Consider the following 18,926-nt stretch of genomic DNA (forward strand, 5'->3'; position numbering starts at 1 on the left):
TTAACGGGAGGAAGCGCGATGAAGATCGGATGCCCCACTGAAATCAAACCACAAGAATTCCGCGTCGGCATGACCCCGAATGCGGCACAAGAAGCTGTCGCACATGGCCACGACGTTGTCGTTCAGGCCGGTGCCGGGATGGGATCTGGCTTTACGGACGAAGATTACGTCGCTGCTGGCGCCGTGATCATCGACACCGCAGAAGAGATCTTTGCCACTGCGGACATGATCGTAAAGGTCAAGGAACCACAGGCCGGTGAGCGCAAGATGCTGCGCGAAGGCCAGTTGCTGTTCACATACCTGCACCTCGCACCCGATCCCGATCAAACCAATGACCTTTTGGCTTCTGGCTGTACGGCGATTGCCTATGAAACCGTGACTGATGACCGCGGCGGCCTGCCGCTGCTGGCGCCGATGTCCGAGGTTGCGGGTCGTCTGGCGCCGCAGGTCGGCGCCTGGACCCTGCAAAAGGCCAATGGCGGTCGTGGCGTTCTGATGGGCGGCGTGCCCGGCGTGGCCCCTGCCAAGGTACTTGTTATTGGTGGCGGTGTCGTCGGCACCCACGCGGCCAAGATCGCTGCTGGCATGGGTGCGGATGTGACTGTTCTTGATCGTTCGCTGCCCCGTCTGCGGTATCTTGATGATGTCTTTGGCGGCACTTTCAAGAACCAGTATTCGACCGCTGGCGCCACTGCAGAATTGATCCAGACAGCCGACATGGTGATCGGTGCGGTTCTGATCCCCGGCGCCGCAGCTCCGAAACTCATCAGCCGCGAGCAGCTGTCGACCATGAAGCCCGGTGCAGCACTGGTGGACGTCGCGATCGATCAAGGCGGGTGTTTTGAAACCTCCAAGGCGACAACCCACGCGGACCCAATCTATGAAGTCGACAATGTGATGCACTATTGCGTCGCCAACATGCCGGGCGCCGTAGCGCGCACTTCGACCATTGCCTTGGGCAACGCCACCCTGCCCTTCCTGTTGGCCTTGGCCGACAAAGGCTGGCGTCAGGCATGCGAAGACGATCCGCACCTGTTGAACGGCCTGAACGTGCACGCCGGTCAGCTGACCTACTATGCGGTCGGCAAAGCCTTGGGCATGGATGTTCTGTCGCCAGCATTGGCACTGAAAAGCTAATCCCTTTAGCCCATAATCACGATCTCGCAAAGGCCGCCTAACGGGCGGCCTTTGTTGTTTGAGCTCGCCCTTGATTGCTTTGCTTTGCGCACATCTTTGGCCTACACAATGAGACAAGTTCATTTGTATGTACGAATTCCTAATGAGAATGTGACCTATTGAAGTTCCTAAAGTTTTCCTTGATTGGCCTGCTCATATTGGCGCTGGCAGTCGCGTACCTTTTGGCCAGCATGGCGCTGAAGTTTCAGGTCGGCATGGGTCCGGCCATACTTCTGAGCGTGTTGGGAATAGCCTTGCTTGTTGCGGCGCTGGTGACGCACACCCAAAGGTTGCTATCTACCGGTGCGGTGCTTTTGCCCTTGGTCGCGACGCTGATATGGTGGAATGGGATCGCGCCAAGCAACGACCGGATCTGGGCTCCAGAACTGGCACGGAGCGTTTCCGCTGACATTTCGGGATCAGTCGTGACGCTGCACAATGTGCGGGACTTTACCTGGCGCAGTCAGACGGATTTTGACGAGAATTGGGAAACACACAGCTATGACCTCAAGAAAATGAACAGTCTTGACGTCGCCCTGTCCTATTGGGGCATCGACAAGATCGCGCACGTTCTGATCAGTTTCGGCTTCGAAGATGGCGAACACGTGGTGTTTTCAGTCGAGATCCGCAAGGAACTGGGCGAGTCTTTCTCTGAACTCGGGGGACTTTTCAAACAGTTTGAGTTGTCTTTGATCGCCGCCACCGAAGACGATATTCTGTTCCTGCGCACCAATGCCCGTGATCCGCGAGAAGACGTGTATCTTTACCCGATCAACGTCAGCCCACCGGCGCGTGAAGCCCTGTTCATGTCCTATGTTCAGCTGGCCAATCAACTGGCTGAAGAGCCCTATTGGTACAACACGATCACGGCCAACTGTACGTCGGTGATCTATCGATTGGTGCGCAGCTTTAACCCAGACCTAGGCTTTGACCCAAGGTTCATCCTGTCCGGGGGATTGCCCGAGTTTCTTGTGGAAGAGGGCATGTTGGCGTGGGAGGAACCCTTGGGCGATTATCGTACCCGCGCCACGATCAGCGCCAAGGCACAAGCCATACAACCCGGCGAATCCTACAGCGACGTAATCCGGACAGAGTAGCCCCCGAACCACGCGGGTCCGGGGTCGTGATCTGGATCAGGGTTGTACCATGACCGTATGCGGATACGGGATCGAGATGCCATCGCGATCAAAGGCCTCTTTCACGGCCTTGGTCAGGTCAAACCTCAGGTCCCAATAGTCGGCGGCGCTGCACCAAACACGCGCGGTGATATCCACCGAGCTGTCGCCAAGGTTTGTCACCCGCAGCCACGGCTCGGGGTCTGTCAGCACGCGGCTATCGGCTTTGGCTTCGGCCAAAATGATTTCCATCGCCTTGTCCGAGTTGTCGCCATAGTCAATTCCGAACACCAGATCGACGCGGCGCGTGTCATGGGCGGAATAGTTGGTGATGATGGCGCCCCAAGCCTGACCGTTTGGAATGATGATCTGCACATTGTCCGGCGTCACCAACTCGGTGACGAACAGGTTCAGGTCTTTGACCGTTCCTGCGGTCCCACCGATGTCAACATATTGGCCCAGCTTGTAAGGGCGAAACAGGATCAGCATAAATCCGGCGGCCAAGTCCGAAAGTGTTCCCTGCAAAGCGAGACCAATTGCCAAAGTGGCGGCGCCCATCATGGCCACGAGAGAGGTCGCCTCGATCCCAAAGATCGACAAGACGGCGACCAGCACCATCAAAAGAATGACCCAGCGCACGATCGACGCGGCGAAATTGCCGAGCGTATTGTCAATCTCGGGTTTTGCGTTGACGCGCTTACGCACTGTGCGACTGACAAAGCCAGCGACCATCCAACCGATGATCAGAACGACCAACGCCTTGGCCGTGGCAATCATCAGCGGCCCCAATGCGCCAGCTTGTTCAATGAGTTGATCCATTAGTCTTTCCTATTTTATGGACGTTGCGATAAAAAACAGCCCTTGTGCGAAACAAGGGCTGCCAAAACGATACGGTGCCGTACGCTTATTTCTTCAAAGAGTCCCGGATCTCCAAGAGCACATCCAGCTCACTGGGTCCTGCGGGTTCTTCTGGCGCTGGCGCTTCTTCTTCGGCTTTGGCGGCCGCCTCTTTCACTTTGTTGACATAGCGCACCAACATGAAAACCACAAAAGCGATAATCAGGAAATTGATCACTGCCATGATAAAGGCCCCATAAGCGAACACGGCTGCGCCGGCCTCGCGTGCGGCTTCCAGGCTGGCGCCTTCTGCGACATCACCCGCCAGAACCACAAACATGTTTGTGAAATCCGCACCCCCCATAAACAGGCCAACAAACGGATTGATAAGATCCCCAACCATCGACTTAACAATCGCGGTAAACGCTGCACCAATAATGATCCCGACGGCCATGTCCATGACATTGCCCTTGGCAATGAAATCCTTGAATTCCTGAAGCATTCTGCTCTCCCCTTTTTCGCGCAAGCTCGTGTCTCACCCTGCGTAAATGCAGAGTACCATGTTGTCCATTGCACGGAAACGCCCTCTAGTTTGATGGGAAAAAGCCCTTATCTTTCCCACAACGCAGGAATGAGGAGACCCGCAATGAGCTTTGTGACCGACCACCCGATCAATGGAAAATACCAAGCTGAGAACCCAGACGTTCTACAACTCTATGCCTTTCCCACACCCAACGGTGTGAAAGTGTCAATCATGCTGGAGGAGATTGGCTTGCCATACGAAGCGCATTTGGTGGGTCTGTCCGACGCCGAAGTAAAAAGCCCCGAGTTTCTGGCGCTGAATCCCAACAACAAAATCCCAGCAATCCTTGACCCGAACGGACCAGACGGCGAAGGCGTCGCCTTGTTTGAAAGCGGCGCGATCCTGATTTATCTGGCCGAGAAATCCGGCAAGCTTATTGGCAAGTCGGCCGCCGATAAGGCGCGGGTGATCCAGTGGTTGATGTTCCAGATGGGCGGCGTTGGCCCGATGTTGGGCCAGCTTGGCTTCTTCTATAAATTCGCGGGCGCAGACATCGAAGACCCACGCCCCCGCGAGAGGTACATCGGTGAGGCCAAGCGCCTGCTGAATGTCATGGAAAAACAGCTTGAGGGTCAGGACTGGATAGCCGGCGAGTACTCAATTGCCGACATCGCCTTGGCACCCTGGATTGGTGCGCTTGATTTCTATGGAGCAACCGAAGTTGTCGGGCTGAACGGGATGCCCAACATCCTTGCTTACCTTGAACGGTTCCGGGCACGCCCCGCAGTTCAAAAGGGAATGGATGTCCCTCCTCGGCCATAAGAGCCTGAACGTTAACAAAGGTCGCGGATATGGTCCGCGATCTTTTCTGCCATCATAATCGTTGGCGCATTGGTATTGCCCCCGACGAGGGTCGGCATCAACGATGCATCTACAACCCGCAATCCATCCATTCCATGAACCCGCCCCTGTGTGTCGGTGACGGCCGTGTCGTCTTGGCCCATCTTGCAGGTGCCCACCGGGTGATAGATCGTGTCGGATCGCGCTCGGATGTCCGCCTCAAGCGCGGCATCGCTGCCATCATGCGGATAGAGCCGTTTGCCGCGCCACGGCGTGAGAGGGTCAGACGTCATGATGTCTTCGAGGATGCGGGCGCCTTTCTTAAGATCCTCCAGATCGCACGAGTCGGACAGGAACGCCGGATCAATTCGCGGCGCATCCTTGATATGTGCGGATTGCAGGCCAACATGCCCTCGGCTTTTGGGGCGGAGCACGCAGACATGGCACGAATACCCGTGGTGGACGTGAATTTTACGAAGATGCTGGTCCAGAATACCTATCACAAAGTGTAATTGCATATCCGGGCGTGGTTGAGATGGGTCCGACTTGAAAAAGGCTCCTCCTTCGGCAAAGGGCGAAGCGAGATCACCACCCTTTTGGCTGCGCCACCTGAATGCGGCCCGGGTAATATCCCAGACTCCACGAGGATTTACCGCCAACATATCTTTGCGCGGAGAGCGATACGCTATCGTATAGTCCAAATGGTCCTGAAGATTTTGGCCCACGCCCGGAAGCTCGTGCTGTACCGCAATCCCGTGTTCTGCCAGCTCATCTCTGGCGCCAATTCCGGACAGCAACAGTAGTTGAGGCGAACCGAATGCACCGGCTGACAGGATCACCTCACGGCGCGCTTTCAGAACCTCCCTGCGGCCCTTGCGACGTATCATAAGGCCTGTGGCGCGTTTGCCATCAAGCACAATCCTTTCAACAGTGCTTCGGGTGAGGATCGTCAAATTGGATCGCTTCTGGATCAACCGCAGATATGCGGCTGCGGCCGAGCAGCGTTGTCCCAACCGCTTTCCCTTGTGGAATTGCGTGACTTGGAAAAGTCCCGCACCTTCTTGATTTTCACCGTTAAAATCAGAATTCTTACGGATTTGTTGCGTTGCGCAGGCGTCGACAAACGCATTCGAAATCGCGCGGGGCGTGGCTTGATCGCGGACCTGTAGCGGCCCCTGGTCGCCATGCAGCGCATCCGCGCCACGGGCATTTCCTTCGGATCGCTTGAAATACGGCAGGACTGAATTCCAGTCCCATCCCTCACAACCGAGGTTGGCCCAATCATCATAGTCGCTGGGGTGTCCGCGAACATACAGCATTGCGTTGATGGCCGACGACCCGCCAAGAGCCTTGCCTCGGGGCTGGTAACCTTTGCGATTGTTGAGTCCACCCTGCGGAACCGTATGGTAGGCCCAATTGTTGATCTTGGGCCGCCCCGAGATCATCGCAGCCCCCAACACAGGCACGCGGACCAGCAGGCTGTTTCCGTCACCACCTGCCTCAACAAGGCATACGCTCACATCAGGATCTTCGCTAAGCCTTGCGGCCAGAACGCAACCCGCGGACCCTCCGCCGGCGATCACATAGTCATACTCCATCGCACTACTCCTTGCGATGGAGCCTAATCCCAAGTGGGCGTCTCGCAAGCGTGACGCAACGCCACCCTTGTCAGCGGGATGGCAGTGCGCCGGTCAAAACATAGCGCAGGATTTCGACAACTTGCCGGGGCTCTTCGGCCACGGCGAGCGCTGCGGCATGCACCTCTTTCAACGCGTGCTGATGCTCGGGCGGGTTCAGCACAATAATCGACTTGCCCAGAGCAGCCGCATATCCGGCGTCAAAGGCCGTGTTCCACTGTTTGTATTTCTCTCCAAAGCGCACAACGACGACATCGGCATCTTCGATGCCTTTGCGGGTGCGGATGGCGTTCACCTTGGCACCCTTGTGATCATGCCAGAACTTGTTCGGCTCCGCTCCAAGAACCGCGACTCCACAATCATCACTGGCATCGTGATCGGTCACCGGGGCATTGAAGGTGACGTCTAGCCCCTTGGAGCCCTCAATGATCTGCTCGCGCCAGTCGGTGTGAATCTCGCCGGAAAGATAGATGTTCAGACCCATGGGGACCTCCTGTTTCTCACGTTGGGTCCTGAGTAATGGGCTGCCGGGTCAAAGGAAAGCCCGACCGTGATTGCAGGGCTTTCTGGATTTGTTTGAGAATGCCTCAGACGCGGCGGGCCACAAGGTAACGCGCCGGGGGCGTCGCCGGGAAGTTGCCGCTTTCGATGATCTCAAACCCTGCTGCGGTTACTGCGGCTTCAAGCTCTTCGATGGTCAGCATTTTGACAAAAGGTGCTTGGCCAACAAGCTGCATCAGCGGGATCACCAATTTCAGCAGGCCAAATTTCAGCCCCAACCCTCGCTGCGCCAGACAGGGTGTTTTCGAGATGAACATCCCGCCGGGTTTCAGGTTTTTGTGGATGTCCGCAAAAGCTCGGTCGGTGTCCTTCACAAGGTGGAAGAGATTAAATCCAAGGATCGCGTCATAGGTCTGTTCGTGCTCTGGTGCCGCGACATCGACGTTGGCGAACGTGATGTTCGTAACGCCCTGGTCACGGGCCTTTTCACGGCCAATGTCCAGCATGCCTTCGGCAAAATCGCTGGCAGTGATATGGGCCACAGACGGCGCCAGCAACAAGGCGGTCGATCCGGTGCCACACCCTACCTCGAGCACTTTTTCCTCGGGCTTCAGATAGGACCGGGTTCGGCCCAGTGTGTACTCATAGGACTCCATGTCCTTAATCTTGTTGCCGGCGTATCTGAGGGCATTCTTGGTCCAAAATTCTGCATCGGTGCGCATGGTGTGTCTCCTTTGCACTAAGTTTAACCATGCACTTTACCGATATAAATTGCCTAATTCCGGTGTTTAATTATACATATTTGCATGATTACCACCAAAGATCAGGCCGATTGGGCCAAGCTCCGCGCCTTTTTGGCGACGGCAGAGGCAGGCAGCTTGTCAGGTGCAGCCCGCGCCCTCGGCATGACACAACCCACGATCGGACGACAGGTGGCCGCACTTGAGCAGGAACTGGGCATCCTGTTGTTTGAGCGCGTCGGGCGAAGGTTGCAACTGACCCAGACCGGGGCAGAGTTGCTGGAACATGCCCGCCAGATGGGTGAGGCGGCAGGACAAATCTCGCTGATGGCGGCTGGGCTGTCGCAATCCATCGAGGGGCGCGTCAAAATCACCGCAAGCGACGTGATGTCGACCTATGGGCTGGCGGGGTTTCTGAGCCAGTTGCGCGAACAGGCACCGAAACTTGAGATCGAGATCGTCGCCTCGGATGATATCAAAGACATCCTGCGCCGCGATGCGGATATCGCTATCCGCCATGTGCGCCCCGAACAACCCGACCTGATCGCGCGGCTGATCCAAGAGTCGACGGGGCATTACTATGCTTCCAAAGACTACCTAGCGCGTCGAGGTGCGCCGCAATCAATCGCCGATCTGGCCGCGCATGATTTCATCAGCTTTGGGGATCCAGACCAGATGCTGGCATATCTGACGCCGCTTGGCCTGCCGATAGATCGGCGCAATTTCAGGCTGGGCTGTTCAAATGGCGTGGCCGCTTGGGAATACGTCCGGCAGGGGTTTGGTATTGGCGTCATGGATGATCGCATCGCATCCGCCTTTCCTGACGTCCAGAAAGTGCTGCCGGATGTTGACCCCTTCACTTATCCGGTGTGGCTGACCACCCACCGCGAATTGCACACAAGCCGCCGCATTCGGTTGGTCTGGGATTTGTTGGCGGATTACCTGTCAGCGAGGTAGAGCGCGCCCCGGAAGGGCGCGCCCTGTTGTCATATTTGCAACCGCCAGAACACTGGCCCAGCCTCGCGCAAGATGGCCAAGTCACGGCGGCGAAGGCGTTCGAGGAACTCCGGCGCTTCGTCGGTCGGCGCAAAGCAGAACGCCTTGGGCAAATCGCGATAGAGCGAGACCGGCGGGAAATCCCACTCCATGCCCTTGAGTACATTGCCCGGCTCAAACCGGTGCATGAACACGTCGCGAATACCAAGGTAGTCCCGAAGCACTAACAACACCGACAAGAGCATCGCCCGCGACCATCCGCGACCATAGCGTTCGCGCAAGTGGGCATCGTAAAGGCGTGTCGAGCGCGCCTCGCGGCTGCGCAACGGTTCGCGGTCAAGTTTGAGCACCTCAAGCTGAACATTGCGCAACCAGTCACACTGCACCTCTTCGATCAAAGCGACCCCTTCGTCCTTGTCGATATCGAGCCGTGCCCAAGCAAGCGTTGGCGATCCGGTCGACCGCACCGGGTGATCCCATTCCTCGAACTTGTGGCGTGTGTCGGCCTTGAGATACTTGCCCATGACCTCGGCATGATCCGCCGGAAAGCCAAGCTGAACCACAAGGTTGCCCCCGTCCCGCGACATCTGCATCCAGTGTGCCGGGTCGTGCATGCCCCAGGCCGTAAAGGTCAAGGTAAAGCCAAGCCAGTCGGCGCCATAGATCTCGTCAAGCTTGGCGCGCGCGGGGCGCGACATGTCCTGAAAGCCGATGGCCTCTTGCGCATAGGCGAGCGAAATCACGTCGCGCTGACGCAACTCGCCACCGCATCTGGCGACCAAGGGCTTGACCAACGGACGCCCGAGCAACTTGCCTGCCGGCCCGGCCCGCAAGTCCGCCACCCGAGCGCGTCGCGTCATCATCTGCGCAAGCAACCAGGGGCTTTCACGGTCCGCGTAATACGGGAAATGGATGGTCTCCGGCAACATCTGCCGGATGTGGGTAATTTCAGTCGATTTCATTGTGATTGTCCCAACAGGCGTCAACGCCCGCGGGTCAACCACGGGCAACTAGAGAGCGGGGATGCGTAAACTGCAGGCGACCAGTTGTGGTATCGGTGTGAACATCATGTGTTTTCTCCACCCCGGAGTTGGGGTCGTTGCGGGGGGCTGACATACGAGACGGACCCGAGTCGCCTCAAGCCCCTAGTTACTCAGGCTCAGGAAAGGTGTTGTTCAACCGCCACGGTTGAGGGCGAGGCGCATGCGCACGCGCTGCGCATCCTGTTTGATGATCCCCCACCCAAGGTGCTGATAGAGTGAGATATTTTCGGACAGATCCGCATGTGTTCCAAGGTCGAGAGTGGTACACCCGGCCCTTTCTGCTTGGGCTATGGCGTGGCGTATCAAAGCCCCACCAACCCCCTGCCCCTTGGCATTGGCCGACACAGCGACGTTGATCAGATGTGCGTTTGGCGGAGTCACGGAGAGGTTCAACAGGCCGAGGATATCCCTGTTTTGGGTCGCGACCCAGACACGCCCAACGGCGATTTCCGCGTCCAACCCTTCGGTCACATCCGGTATAGCAATGCCGCGGTCACGGTAGGGTTCGTAAGAGGCATCCAGCAAAGCACAAAGGGCCGCTCCCTCGGCAGGAACGGCCCTTCTTGTCTCAAATCCGGTCACTGGATCAGCCGCGCAGCTCGCCGCCGGTCGCCTTGCTGACTTTTTCGACAATCTTGGTGGCAACCGCCTCGATATCTGCTTCTTTCAGCGTTGCCTCGGTCGGTTGCAGACGTACGGTGACGGCGATGGACTTCTTGTCTTCGCCCAAGCTACCACCAATAAATTCGTCAAACACGCGGACGTCTTCGATCAGCGCTTTGTCGGCGCCTGCTGCGGCGTTCACAAGGTTGATCGCCTCAACATCTTTGTCGACAACAAAGGCAAAGTCGCGCTCGACCGCCTGCAGATCGTTCATGGTGACTGCGCCCCGGCTCGCCGACTTCTTGCGTGGCATCGGGATCTCAGCGGTGTGGATGGCAAAGGCCACAACCGGTCCCTTGACGTCCATCGCGGCCAGAACCTTGGGATGCAGCTCGCCAAAGGCGCCCAAAACCTTTTTCGGACCCAGACCCACTTTGGCGCTACGCCCCGGATGCCACCAGCCGTTGGTGCCACGGTTATAGGTCAGCTTGGTCGGCGCACCCAGCGCGTTCATCACCGCTTCCATGTCGGCCTTGGCGTCATAGAGGTCCACGCCACGGCTCTCCCCGTGAATGTCCTTGGCCAATGTGCGGCCCACAAGGATGCCGGTCAGGATGTTTTCCTGTTCACCCGGCTCACCGCCGTGGAATACCGCGCCACATTCAAACAGCGCCATGTCCATGAAACCGCGGGCTTGGTTGCGGGCAGCAGCCTGCAACAGACCCGGCAGCAGCGACGGGCGCATGTGGGACATTTCCGACGAGATCGGGTTCTCCAGCATGGTCGCGTCAGAGCCACCGCCAAACAATTCCGCCGATTTGCGGTCGATAAAGCTGTAGGTGACACATTCGTTGTACCCCAGCGCCGCCGTGGTGCGCCGCGCGATCTGCTCGCGCTTTTGCATCGGCGACAGGATCACCTCGGGTACGCCAGCCTGCGCGCGCGCCATCGGTTTGCCCTGCAGTTTGGTGAGCGAGGCCACACGCGCGACTTCTTCCACGAGATCGGCAGACCCCTGCACGTCAGGACGCCAGCTCGGCACGTGCGCCATGTCGCCCTCAACAACAAAACCAAGCGCTGTGAGTGTTTTCACCTGCTCTTCCGCGGGGATCTCCATGCCGACCAGCGATTGCACGCGGTCGGTATCGAGCTTGTAGGCGCGCGCGGTGTCGGGCACTTCGCCCGCAACAACCACATCCGAAGGCTCACCACCGCAAAGGTCGATGATCATCTTGGTCGCCAGTTCGATGGCGTCCATGTTGAAACCGGGATCGATGCCGCGTTCGTTGCGATAGCGCGCATCCGAGTTGATCTTAAGCGCCCGGCCCGTATAGGCGATTTGGATCATGTCCCAGACGGCGGCCTCGAGAAAGACGTTCGTGGTTTCCTCGGTGCAACCTGTCGCCAGCCCACCCATGACTCCCGCAATGGATTCAATGGCCTTGTCATCGGAAATCACGACCTGACCTGCGCCGAAGGTGTATTCTTTTTCGTCCAATCCCACGAGGGTTTCGCCGCCCTTGGCGCGGTGTACCCGCAGATTGCCGTTCACCTTGTCAGCGTCAAAGACGTGCAGCGGGCGATTGCGGTCAAAGGTGAAGAAGTTGGTGATGTCCACCAGCTTTGAGATCGGGCGCAAGCCGATGGCGCGAAGACGATCCTGCAACCACTCGGGGCTTGGGCCGTTTTGCACGCCTTTGATCAGACGCCCGGCAAAAACTTCGCAGCCGTTCTCGCGGGTGTCCTCGTCAATGGTGATGTTGATCGGGCTGGGGAAGGTGCCGTCAACCTTTTCCACTGGCGCAGGTTTCATCGTGCCCAGACCGCGTGCCGCAAGGTCTAGTGCAATGCCGCGCACGCCCAGCGCATCAGGGCGATTGGGGGTAATGGCAATCTCGATCACCGCATCCACCTTGGCCGGATCGTGTTCAGCCAGCCAGTCAACAAACCGGTCACCCACTTCACCCGAGGGCAATTCGATTATGCCATCATGTTCGTCCGACAGCTCCATCTCGCGCTCGGAGGCCATCATGCCAAAGCTCTCGATGCCCCGGATCTTGCCCACGCCGATGGTCGTGTCGATGCCCGGCACGTAAACGCCCGGCTTAGCAACCACCACGGTGATGCCTTCTCGCGCATTCGGCGCACCACAGATGATCTGCAGCTCGCCCTCATCCGTCGCAACCTTGCAGACGCGCAGCTTATCCGCGTCGGGGTGCTTTTCGGCATGCAGCACCTTGCCGATGGTAAAGTCTTTCAGTCGCTCAGCAGGATTCGAGACCTCTTCCACCTCAAGACCGAGATCGGTCAGGGCATAGAGGATATCGTCAAGGCTCGCCTCGGTATCGAGGTGATCTTTCAGCCAGGAGAGAGTGAATTTCATCGCGTCATTCCGCCAGTCAAACTTGGGTCAGACAGGCGTTTAACGGATATGGCGCAGGGGGGAAAGGGTGCAATGCCCGCATGGCCGTCAGAATAGGGAATTGATGCGCCCCAGTCCTTGGGCTAGCTTCCGGGAAACACACCGCGAGGTCGTTATGTCCGCCACCGTCATTCTTGCCGTAATAGGGGCCGCCATCCTTCATGCGGCCTGGAACGCGCTGGTCAAAGGCGGGGCCGATAAATATGTCAGCATGTCCGCGGTTGTGCTGGGCCATTTACCTCTGTCGATCCTTGCCCTGATCTTTGTGCCGTCCCCGGACCCGCAAAGCTACGGATATCTGATGGCAGGCATTCTGCTACATGCCGGGTATCAGTTGTTCTTGTTGCAATCCTATCGCGTCGGTGACCTGACCCAAGTGTATCCGATTGCCCGCGGTGTCGCCCCCCTGATTGTCGCGCTGATTTCGGTTACGATATTAGGAGTTGCTCTGGCACCGATGGAAATCACCGCCATTCTGATCATCGGCTGTGGCATCTTGAGCCTTGCACTGACGCGCCGCGCGGATGGGTTGCGCAACAGCAAAGCCGCGCTCTTTGCCTTAGGCACAGGGGTTTTCATTGCTTCTTATTCATTAGTGGACGGCATCGGCGCCCGGCTGGCAGGCACGTCGGTCGGCTATTACGCGTGGCTGGCTATCGGCAACGCACTTTTGACAATCGCTTATCTTGCAGTGGTTCGACCGGTCACCTTTGTCGGCTTGGTCCGCCAAGGCCGCAAGATGTTCCTGATCGGAGGCAGCGCATCTTTCACCGCCTATGCACTGGTAACTTGGTCTTTTACGCAGGCCCCGATTGCACTGGTCACGGCACTGCGTGAAACCAGCATTGTCTTTGCACTGCTGATCGGCGTTTTCTTCCTGAAAGAACGGTTGGATTTGTCCAAGGTTGTCGCAACCTTTGTCACCTTGTTTGGCGCGGCCCTTTTGCGGTTTGCCCGGTCCTGAAACGGTTTGCTATGATTCTAACCCGTTCTGACGCATAGTGTTTTCAGAATAAGCGACAGGGATGGAAAAATGGCTAAGCAAGACAGCGGTGTGAAATCCGCATTTTTCGTTATTGCGGATATTTCAGGTTATACAAAATTCATGGCGGAGACGCCGATTGAACACGCCAAGGGAATACTGGAATCGCTGTTTGGCGATCTTGTGCCGGCGATCCGAGCGCCGCTTTCGGTGTCCGGGCTTCAAGGCGACGCAGTCTTTGCCTATGCCTTTGAGACCGACGTGATGACCAAACAGTTCATCCTCGACTTTTCCGAACAGCTTTACTGTGTTTTTGCCCGTGCAAAGGAAAAAATGCTGATCAACACCAGCTGCCCGTGCGATGCCTGCTCGAAAGTAGACGCGCTAGAACTGAAAATCGTGGTGCATCATGGTGATTGCGTTATCCAAGACACCGGAGGCCGTCAGGAGCTGGCCGGGCAAGACGTCATAACCTCGTTCCGCCTTCTCAAGAACGACGTAAAAAAGAACACCGGTCTCAACGCCTATACGCTGATCACCTGCGACGCGATCCGGGCGATGGATATGGCTGAGTATTTTGATGAGAAAGAGTTTCACACCGAGGACATCGAACACATTGGCGAGGTTGAGTTTGTCGTGCGCGACATGCGTGCCGCGTGGGAGCGTCGCCGCGGGTCAGAGCGGACATTTGTACAGCCGGGTGATGATTTGTTGATGGAGGAATGGATCATACCGGTTCCAGTTTCACCCGAGATTGCCTTTACCATCTGCACACGCCCTGACTTGCGAGCGGAATGGATTGGCGCAGATCAGGTTGACTTATTGGACACCAACAAGGGCAAGATCGAACCTGGCACGACCTATCATTGCCACCACGGCGACGACATATTTCCCTACGAGATTGTCGACTGGAACCATGGCGACTATGTGACCGGCCGATACAACCTGCCGATGGGTCTGTCGATGCTGGAAACTATGGAACTGGTCGAAGCAGGCGATGGCACCATGATCAAGTTGCGATTTGAAAAACCGAAATCGGCCAAGTTGATGGGTAAGATCATGAACGGCATGGTGCAGAAAAAGCTGAAAAGCATCATCGTGCCGGACAAAGATAACCGGATCACCAGGATCAAAGCGTTGGGCGAAAAAATAGCAGCCGAAAACACTAAGGCCGCCGCGGCCTAACCTTGCGCCTTCACGTGGTTCAACCAGTTTATCAGCTCGCGAGCACGAGTATCCAGCGCAAGGTCTGAGGTAGACGTTCCCAGCCTTTGGGCCGCATCTTCATCTGTGTCGGCAATGGCTAGATCTGCGGTCAGGTCTTGCCCGCCGCTAAACACCCCGCGCCCGCCAGTCGAGGCCGCAACATCCGCCATGCTCATCTCAGGGTGGTACTGCGTACCCCAGAATTCCACGCCGTTCGCCTCGTAGACCATCGCCTGCACCGGCGAATGCGGATTGCCCGCTATCAGCGTTGCGCCTTCGGGCAGTTTTTGCACCTCGTCACGGTGGACGCACGGGACCGCCCAGCCATCTGAACGCCCTGCCATCATCGCATGTGCTGCACCCAGTTCTGACCGGGTAATGTTTTTGGCCGGGCCAATCTCAAACCCATTGGGCGAGGCGCCAACATCCCCACCCAAAACGACAGCCGCCAGCTGCAAACCGTTGCACGAGCCCCAGACCGGGCGGTTTTGTTGAAACGTGCGCTCCATTTCCGCGCGGAGTGGCGCGGCTTCGGGCGCGTTGGTGGCCCAGTCGACCCCGGACCCGGTATACACCACGCCATCTACGCCATCATAGACGTCTTTGGACAAAGGCCCGGCGTAGGGGCAAGCCACCTTGAGCGTCAGGGAAGGGTCCAGCATTTGAAAGGTCCTGACAAACAAGCTCGCGGCAGATTTGCCCCGCGCCAAGAGGTCAGACGAATTGCTTTCGACTATCAGAATTGTGGTCATGGCAGCGCTCCCTGTTCGGTGTTTTAGGATAACCCGGGTCTGCGCAATTTCACAGCCATCCCCGACATCAGATAGTCAGAAGGCGGCCTTAGCTGTGCACGCCAGGCTGGCTTGTTCCCGTCACCCCAAAAAGAAAGGGCGGGGTAAAACCCCGCCCTACATCTAATCTAGAACCCGAGTTATCTCGACAAACCACCATGCAATGTCGGCTGATCCAGCGGGGCAAACCCATAGTGACGCAGCCAGCGCAGATCACTGTCAAAGAAGGCGCGCAGGTCCGGAATGCCGTATTTCAGCATGGCAATCCGGTCGATGCCCATGCCAAAGGCAAAGCCCTGATATTCGTTGGGATCAATGCCACCGGCTTCCAAAACCTTGGGATGAACCATGCCCGAGCCAAGAACCTCGAGCCAGTCGTCACCTTCACCAACCTTCACGGTTCCACCCTCCCAAGAACACTGGATATCGACCTCGGCCGAAGGCTCAGTGAACGGGAAATGCGAGGCGCGGAAACGGGTTTCCACGTGCGTGCCGAAGAAGGCTGAAAAGAACTCTTCCAGCACCCATTTCAGGTTCGCCATTGAGATATCCTTGCCCAGCGCCAGACCTTCGACCTGATGGAACATCGGCGTGTGCGTCTGGTCATAATCGGCGCGATAGACGCGACCCGGGCAGATGATGCGGATCGGCGCACCGGTCTTTTCCATGGTCCGGATTTGGACCGGCGAGGTGTGTGTGCGCAGCACGTGCGGGGGGCGATTGTCGCCCTCAGCACGATGCGTGTAGAACGTGTCCATTTCGGCCCGCGCGGGGTGGTGACCCGGGATATTCAGCGCGTCGAAGTTGTACCAATCGGTTTCGATCTGCGGCCCCTCGGCCACGGCAAAGCCCATATCGGCAAAAATCGCGGTAACCTCATCCATGACCTGGCTGACAGGGTGAATGGTGCCCTGACGGCGGTTGCGGCCGGGCAGTGTCACGTCCAGCCATTCGGTTTTCAGGCGTGCATCCAGCGCGGCGTCGGCAAGCGCGGCCTTCTTGGCGGCAAGGGCCGAGTTGATCTCATCCTTTAACGCGTTCAGCGCCGGACCCGCGACCTGACGCTCTTCTGGTGTCATCTTGCCCAGTTCGCGCATCTTCAGGCTGACTTCGCCCTTTTTACCCACGGCTTGAACCCGCAGTTCTTCCAGTGCGGGCTCGTCAGCGGCAGCGGCAATCGCCTCGATGTATTTGTTGCGCAGGTCTTCCATGTCCGGCCCTCGAAATTAGCTTGCGCTCTGCTATCACATGGGCGGCTGAAAGCAACCCCGGGCCCGTGTCACAGCACATGACGCCCCTTCCATGCCCGGGCATCTGCCAAAAGGCGGGTGACCCCCTGATCTTCGATCCGCAATTCTTCGAAATGCGTGGCCAGATTGGCAACATAGTCAAAGCTGCTGCCCAGCCACCCCTGTCCCGTCGCGCAAAACCTGACCTGATCGTCATGGCTGAGATCGGGCGCAATCAGCTCGGCGTCGTGATTGGCCATAAAGGCCAGCGCCTCGACTGGGCCATGATCCGTTCCAGCCCGAAGAAAGCTTGGAATATAGGCATCCCCCACCCTCTCACGACGCCACAGGATACGCGTTTCTTCCACTTGTTCTTCCGCGCGGATGCGAAAAACCAACCCGTGACAGCCGTGGCCATGCTCTAGTGCTGCCATGACGCCGGGAACGTCCCGCGTGCCCCGCCCGCCATAGATGTCGCGCAGAATGAACTTACGTTCGACCTCGGGGGCAAAAGCACGACGCACCTCGGCAAACCGAAAGGCTGGGTTCCAGATCAGGCTGCCATAGGCAAAGACCCAGATATCCTGTTCCTCGCGTCCTTTCAGCGCCTGCACCCGGTCGGCCTCACGTGCCTCATCACTCAGCTTCCATGTCTTGGACGCCCCGTTCGCCAGCACAATCTCTTCGATAGACGCCGGGTCAAAGTCGCGCAGCTCAGACTCCTCCGGAGGAGTGATGAGGCTTCGTAGGCTGGGGTGATGACGAAATGGGTCGGTCATGGGATGTCCTATAAAGATCACCCGAGCCTGTCACAGAGGCCCTAACAGAACAACTCCCGATCATCCCAGCCCGATCAGGTCGCCAACACTTCGTATTGCCCAAAATACTCCCGCCAGAGGCACCCAGAGGAGCCCCAGCTCCGAGACGTCCTGCGCGCCGCAAGGCGCACAATTGGATTGCGCCAGACATCTCTCCGGCGCAACATGCCCTCAACACAGCAAGGAACCGCATGAGCCCCCAAGACCCAGCCCGCCCCTGGCTTGTCCTCGCAGGCCTCGCTTTGGGGGTCACCGTGACCAACGGGTTCGCGCGCTTTGCCTATGGATTGCTTTTGCCCGCGATGAAGTCCGAAATGGGCTGGACTTACGCTCAGGCTGGGTGGCTCAACACCGCCAACGCCATTGGCTATATCATCGGCGCGGTCGCCACGATGGTGCTGATCCGCCGTGTTGGGCCAACGCGCTTGTTTCTGTTTGGGCTGGTTACAACCACACTCGCATTGCTGGCCACCGGATTGAACGCGGATCTTTGGTGGCAATCAACCTGGCGCGTTCTGGCAGGCATTTTCGGGGCGATGTCCTTTTCAACTGCAGGAGCACTGACCGCACAGTTGTTCCGAGACGATCCTCGCCGCAATGCGCTGGCCATTGCCATTCTTTTTGGCTCGGGCGGCGGATTGGGTATCGTTCTGGCCGGCGCCGTGTTGCCGACAATGCTGGGCCACTGGGGAGACGGCAGCTGGCCTTGGGGTTGGGTATTGATCGGCATCGCAAGTCTGGCCTGTGCACCACTTGGTCTTTGGGCCGCGGCACAACTTGACGACCCCCAACAAACTACCTCGGGCCATGTCAAACTGCCCATCCGGCGCATGTTGCCTGAATTCGGCGGGTATGCCGGGTTCGGGCTGGGCTATATTGTCTACCTAACCTTTTTGTCTGCATGGATGACCGAACAGGCTGCCAGCCCGGGTTTCATTTCGCTGACCTGGGTGGTGCTCGGCGTGTGCATATGCATGTCCCCCTTCATCTGGCGACCTATACTGGCACGCTTTGCCTCGGGCGTTCCGCTGGCAATGATTTTGACAGGCATCGCGATCGGCTCGGCCCTGCCTGTTGTCTTGCCTAACGGCCCGATGCTTCTGATCTCTGCCATTGTATTTGGGCTTTCTGTGTTCATGGCACCCGGCGCCGTCACCAATTTCGCGCGCCAGAATCTGCGGCCGGAAAGCTGGGGCGCGGCCATCAGTGTCTTTACTGTGGTCTTTGCCATCGCCCAGACCATTGGGCCTTATGCGGCAGGCTGGGTCGGGGACCTCACCGGCAACATCGGCGTCGGCCTTTTGATTGCTGCTGGCGTCTTGCTGAGCGGCGCTGCTATTGCGCTGCTGCAGCGGCCTCTTGAACAACAACTTCGGCAATAGCTCACGGCGGCAAACATCCGGAAAGAGCCCGAAGCGGTCGATCGTTCACATCCATGCTTAGAGTTTCAGTTTTCGTGCTAGCATC

At 57.9% G+C, this 18,926-nt stretch carries 18 protein-coding genes; 7 read left to right on the forward strand and 11 right to left on the reverse strand.

From position 1 onward, the window contains the following. Positions 1–18 precede the first annotated feature (18 nt). Positions 19–1,137: an alanine dehydrogenase gene (gene ald / locus Q0932_RS00550; protein WP_299348434.1), complete on the forward strand. Its 1,119-nt coding sequence runs from the start codon at positions 19–21 to the stop codon at positions 1,135–1,137. Positions 1,138–1,295: 158 nt separating this feature from the next. Continuing rightward, on the forward strand, positions 1,296–2,273 hold the full coding sequence (locus tag Q0932_RS00555; protein ID WP_299348437.1) for a DUF4105 domain-containing protein: 978 nt from the start codon (positions 1,296–1,298) through the stop codon (positions 2,271–2,273). A 36-nt stretch (positions 2,274–2,309) separates the two neighbouring features. Here the strand turns inward: Q0932_RS00555 and Q0932_RS00560 are convergent, their stop codons facing one another. Together Q0932_RS00560 and mscL are read right to left on the reverse strand one after the other, a co-directional pair. Continuing rightward, positions 2,310–3,110, reverse strand: coding sequence for a mechanosensitive ion channel domain-containing protein (locus Q0932_RS00560; RefSeq protein ID WP_299348440.1), 801 nt, complete (start codon positions 3,108–3,110; stop codon positions 2,310–2,312). Positions 3,111–3,195: 85 nt separating this feature from the next. After that, entirely contained in the window at positions 3,196–3,630 is a 435-nt protein-coding gene (mscL, locus tag Q0932_RS00565) for a large conductance mechanosensitive channel protein MscL (protein ID WP_299348444.1), read from the reverse strand. 144 nt (positions 3,631–3,774) lie between these two features. Between mscL and Q0932_RS00570 the strand changes: the two genes are divergently transcribed. Beyond that, on the forward strand, positions 3,775–4,473 hold the full coding sequence (locus Q0932_RS00570; RefSeq protein WP_299348447.1) for a glutathione S-transferase N-terminal domain-containing protein: 699 nt from the start codon (positions 3,775–3,777) through the stop codon (positions 4,471–4,473). Positions 4,474–4,484: 11 nt separating this feature from the next. Here Q0932_RS00570 and Q0932_RS00575 read toward each other — a convergent pair whose 3' ends face one another. From Q0932_RS00575 to Q0932_RS00585, 3 genes are all read right to left on the reverse strand, one after another. Continuing rightward, the gene (locus tag Q0932_RS00575; protein WP_299348450.1) at positions 4,485–6,089 is read right to left on the reverse strand and encodes a GMC family oxidoreductase N-terminal domain-containing protein; all 1,605 of its coding nucleotides are present in this window, start codon (positions 6,087–6,089) and stop codon (positions 4,485–4,487) included. Between the two features lie 70 nt (positions 6,090–6,159). Further along, complete coding sequence (locus tag Q0932_RS00580) at positions 6,160–6,612, reverse strand: YtoQ family protein (RefSeq protein WP_299348453.1); 453 nt, start codon at positions 6,610–6,612, stop codon at positions 6,160–6,162. Between the two features lie 103 nt (positions 6,613–6,715). Continuing rightward, positions 6,716–7,351 (reverse strand): class I SAM-dependent methyltransferase, encoded by a 636-nt coding sequence (locus Q0932_RS00585; protein WP_299348456.1) that lies wholly within the window; start codon positions 7,349–7,351, stop codon positions 6,716–6,718. Positions 7,352–7,435: 84 nt separating this feature from the next. On the opposite strand from Q0932_RS00585, the gene Q0932_RS00590 reads away from it, so the two are divergent. Beyond that, the gene (locus tag Q0932_RS00590) at positions 7,436–8,326 is read left to right on the forward strand and encodes a LysR family transcriptional regulator (protein WP_299348459.1); all 891 of its coding nucleotides are present in this window, start codon (positions 7,436–7,438) and stop codon (positions 8,324–8,326) included. Between the two features lie 29 nt (positions 8,327–8,355). On the opposite strand, the gene Q0932_RS00595 is transcribed toward Q0932_RS00590, so the two are convergent. The 3 genes from Q0932_RS00595 to pheT form a co-directional block, all read right to left on the reverse strand. Then, a complete protein-coding gene (locus tag Q0932_RS00595) occupies positions 8,356–9,327 on the reverse strand; it encodes a hypothetical protein (protein WP_299348462.1) in 972 nt (323 codons plus the stop codon). Positions 9,328–9,540: 213 nt separating this feature from the next. Then, complete coding sequence (locus Q0932_RS00600) at positions 9,541–9,990, reverse strand: GNAT family N-acetyltransferase (RefSeq protein ID WP_299348464.1); 450 nt, start codon at positions 9,988–9,990, stop codon at positions 9,541–9,543. 4 nt (positions 9,991–9,994) lie between these two features. After that, the gene (gene pheT, locus Q0932_RS00605) at positions 9,995–12,394 is read right to left on the reverse strand and encodes a phenylalanine--tRNA ligase subunit beta (protein WP_299348467.1); all 2,400 of its coding nucleotides are present in this window, start codon (positions 12,392–12,394) and stop codon (positions 9,995–9,997) included. Positions 12,395–12,548: 154 nt separating this feature from the next. On the opposite strand from pheT, the gene Q0932_RS00610 reads away from it, so the two are divergent. Together Q0932_RS00610 and Q0932_RS00615 are read left to right on the forward strand one after the other, a co-directional pair. Continuing rightward, a complete protein-coding gene (locus tag Q0932_RS00610) occupies positions 12,549–13,397 on the forward strand; it encodes a DMT family transporter (RefSeq protein ID WP_299348469.1) in 849 nt (282 codons plus the stop codon). Positions 13,398–13,466: 69 nt separating this feature from the next. After that, positions 13,467–14,600, forward strand: coding sequence for a DUF2652 domain-containing protein (locus tag Q0932_RS00615; protein ID WP_299348472.1), 1,134 nt, complete (start codon positions 13,467–13,469; stop codon positions 14,598–14,600). Here Q0932_RS00615 and Q0932_RS00620 read toward each other — a convergent pair. The 3 genes from Q0932_RS00620 to Q0932_RS00630 all read right to left on the reverse strand — a co-directional run bounded on the left by Q0932_RS00620 (position 14,597) and on the right by Q0932_RS00630 (position 17,420). Further along, on the reverse strand, positions 14,597–15,373 hold the full coding sequence (locus Q0932_RS00620) for a type 1 glutamine amidotransferase (RefSeq protein ID WP_299348475.1): 777 nt from the start codon (positions 15,371–15,373) through the stop codon (positions 14,597–14,599). The genes Q0932_RS00615 and Q0932_RS00620 overlap by 4 nt on opposite strands. A gap of 179 nt (positions 15,374–15,552) precedes the next feature. Further along, positions 15,553–16,623 carry a phenylalanine--tRNA ligase subunit alpha gene (pheS, locus tag Q0932_RS00625; protein WP_299348477.1) on the reverse strand — a complete coding sequence of 357 codons (1,071 nt, stop codon included), beginning with the start codon at positions 16,621–16,623 and terminating at the stop codon, positions 15,553–15,555. 68 nt (positions 16,624–16,691) lie between these two features. Further along, on the reverse strand, positions 16,692–17,420 hold the full coding sequence (locus Q0932_RS00630; RefSeq protein ID WP_299348479.1) for a gamma-glutamylcyclotransferase: 729 nt from the start codon (positions 17,418–17,420) through the stop codon (positions 16,692–16,694). A 230-nt stretch (positions 17,421–17,650) separates the two neighbouring features. Between Q0932_RS00630 and Q0932_RS00635 the strand changes: the two genes are divergently transcribed. Next, on the forward strand, positions 17,651–18,841 hold the full coding sequence (locus tag Q0932_RS00635) for a YbfB/YjiJ family MFS transporter (RefSeq protein WP_299348482.1): 1,191 nt from the start codon (positions 17,651–17,653) through the stop codon (positions 18,839–18,841). The last annotated feature ends 85 nt before the right edge of the window (positions 18,842–18,926 follow it).

The sequence above is a fragment of the uncultured Shimia sp. genome (assembly GCF_947498095.1).
Classification (GTDB): domain Bacteria; phylum Pseudomonadota; class Alphaproteobacteria; order Rhodobacterales; family Rhodobacteraceae; genus Shimia.

Bases quoted from the DNA above. Each gene is read 5' to 3' on its own strand.
- ald (WP_299348434.1), top strand. From the start codon at position 19: ATGAAGATCGGATGCCCCACTGAAATCAAACCACAAGAATTCCGCGTC.
- Q0932_RS00560 (WP_299348440.1), bottom strand. From the start codon at position 3,110: ATGGATCAACTCATTGAACAAGCTGGCGCATTGGGGCCGCTGATGATT.
- mscL (WP_299348444.1), bottom strand. From the start codon at position 3,630: ATGCTTCAGGAATTCAAGGATTTCATTGCCAAGGGCAATGTCATGGAC.
- Q0932_RS00570 (WP_299348447.1), top strand. From the start codon at position 3,775: ATGAGCTTTGTGACCGACCACCCGATCAATGGAAAATACCAAGCTGAG.
- Q0932_RS00575 (WP_299348450.1), bottom strand. From the start codon at position 6,089: ATGGAGTATGACTATGTGATCGCCGGCGGAGGGTCCGCGGGTTGCGTT.
- Q0932_RS00580 (WP_299348453.1), bottom strand. From the start codon at position 6,612: ATGGGTCTGAACATCTATCTTTCCGGCGAGATTCACACCGACTGGCGC.
- Q0932_RS00585 (WP_299348456.1), bottom strand. From the start codon at position 7,351: ATGCGCACCGATGCAGAATTTTGGACCAAGAATGCCCTCAGATACGCC.
- Q0932_RS00590 (WP_299348459.1), top strand. From the start codon at position 7,436: ATGATTACCACCAAAGATCAGGCCGATTGGGCCAAGCTCCGCGCCTTT.
- Q0932_RS00595 (WP_299348462.1), bottom strand. From the start codon at position 9,327: ATGAAATCGACTGAAATTACCCACATCCGGCAGATGTTGCCGGAGACC.
- pheT (WP_299348467.1), bottom strand. From the start codon at position 12,394: ATGAAATTCACTCTCTCCTGGCTGAAAGATCACCTCGATACCGAGGCG.
- Q0932_RS00610 (WP_299348469.1), top strand. From the start codon at position 12,549: ATGTCCGCCACCGTCATTCTTGCCGTAATAGGGGCCGCCATCCTTCAT.
- Q0932_RS00615 (WP_299348472.1), top strand. From the start codon at position 13,467: ATGGCTAAGCAAGACAGCGGTGTGAAATCCGCATTTTTCGTTATTGCG.
- Q0932_RS00620 (WP_299348475.1), bottom strand. From the start codon at position 15,373: ATGACCACAATTCTGATAGTCGAAAGCAATTCGTCTGACCTCTTGGCG.
- pheS (WP_299348477.1), bottom strand. From the start codon at position 16,623: ATGGAAGACCTGCGCAACAAATACATCGAGGCGATTGCCGCTGCCGCT.
- Q0932_RS00630 (WP_299348479.1), bottom strand. From the start codon at position 17,420: ATGACCGACCCATTTCGTCATCACCCCAGCCTACGAAGCCTCATCACT.
- Q0932_RS00635 (WP_299348482.1), top strand. From the start codon at position 17,651: ATGAGCCCCCAAGACCCAGCCCGCCCCTGGCTTGTCCTCGCAGGCCTC.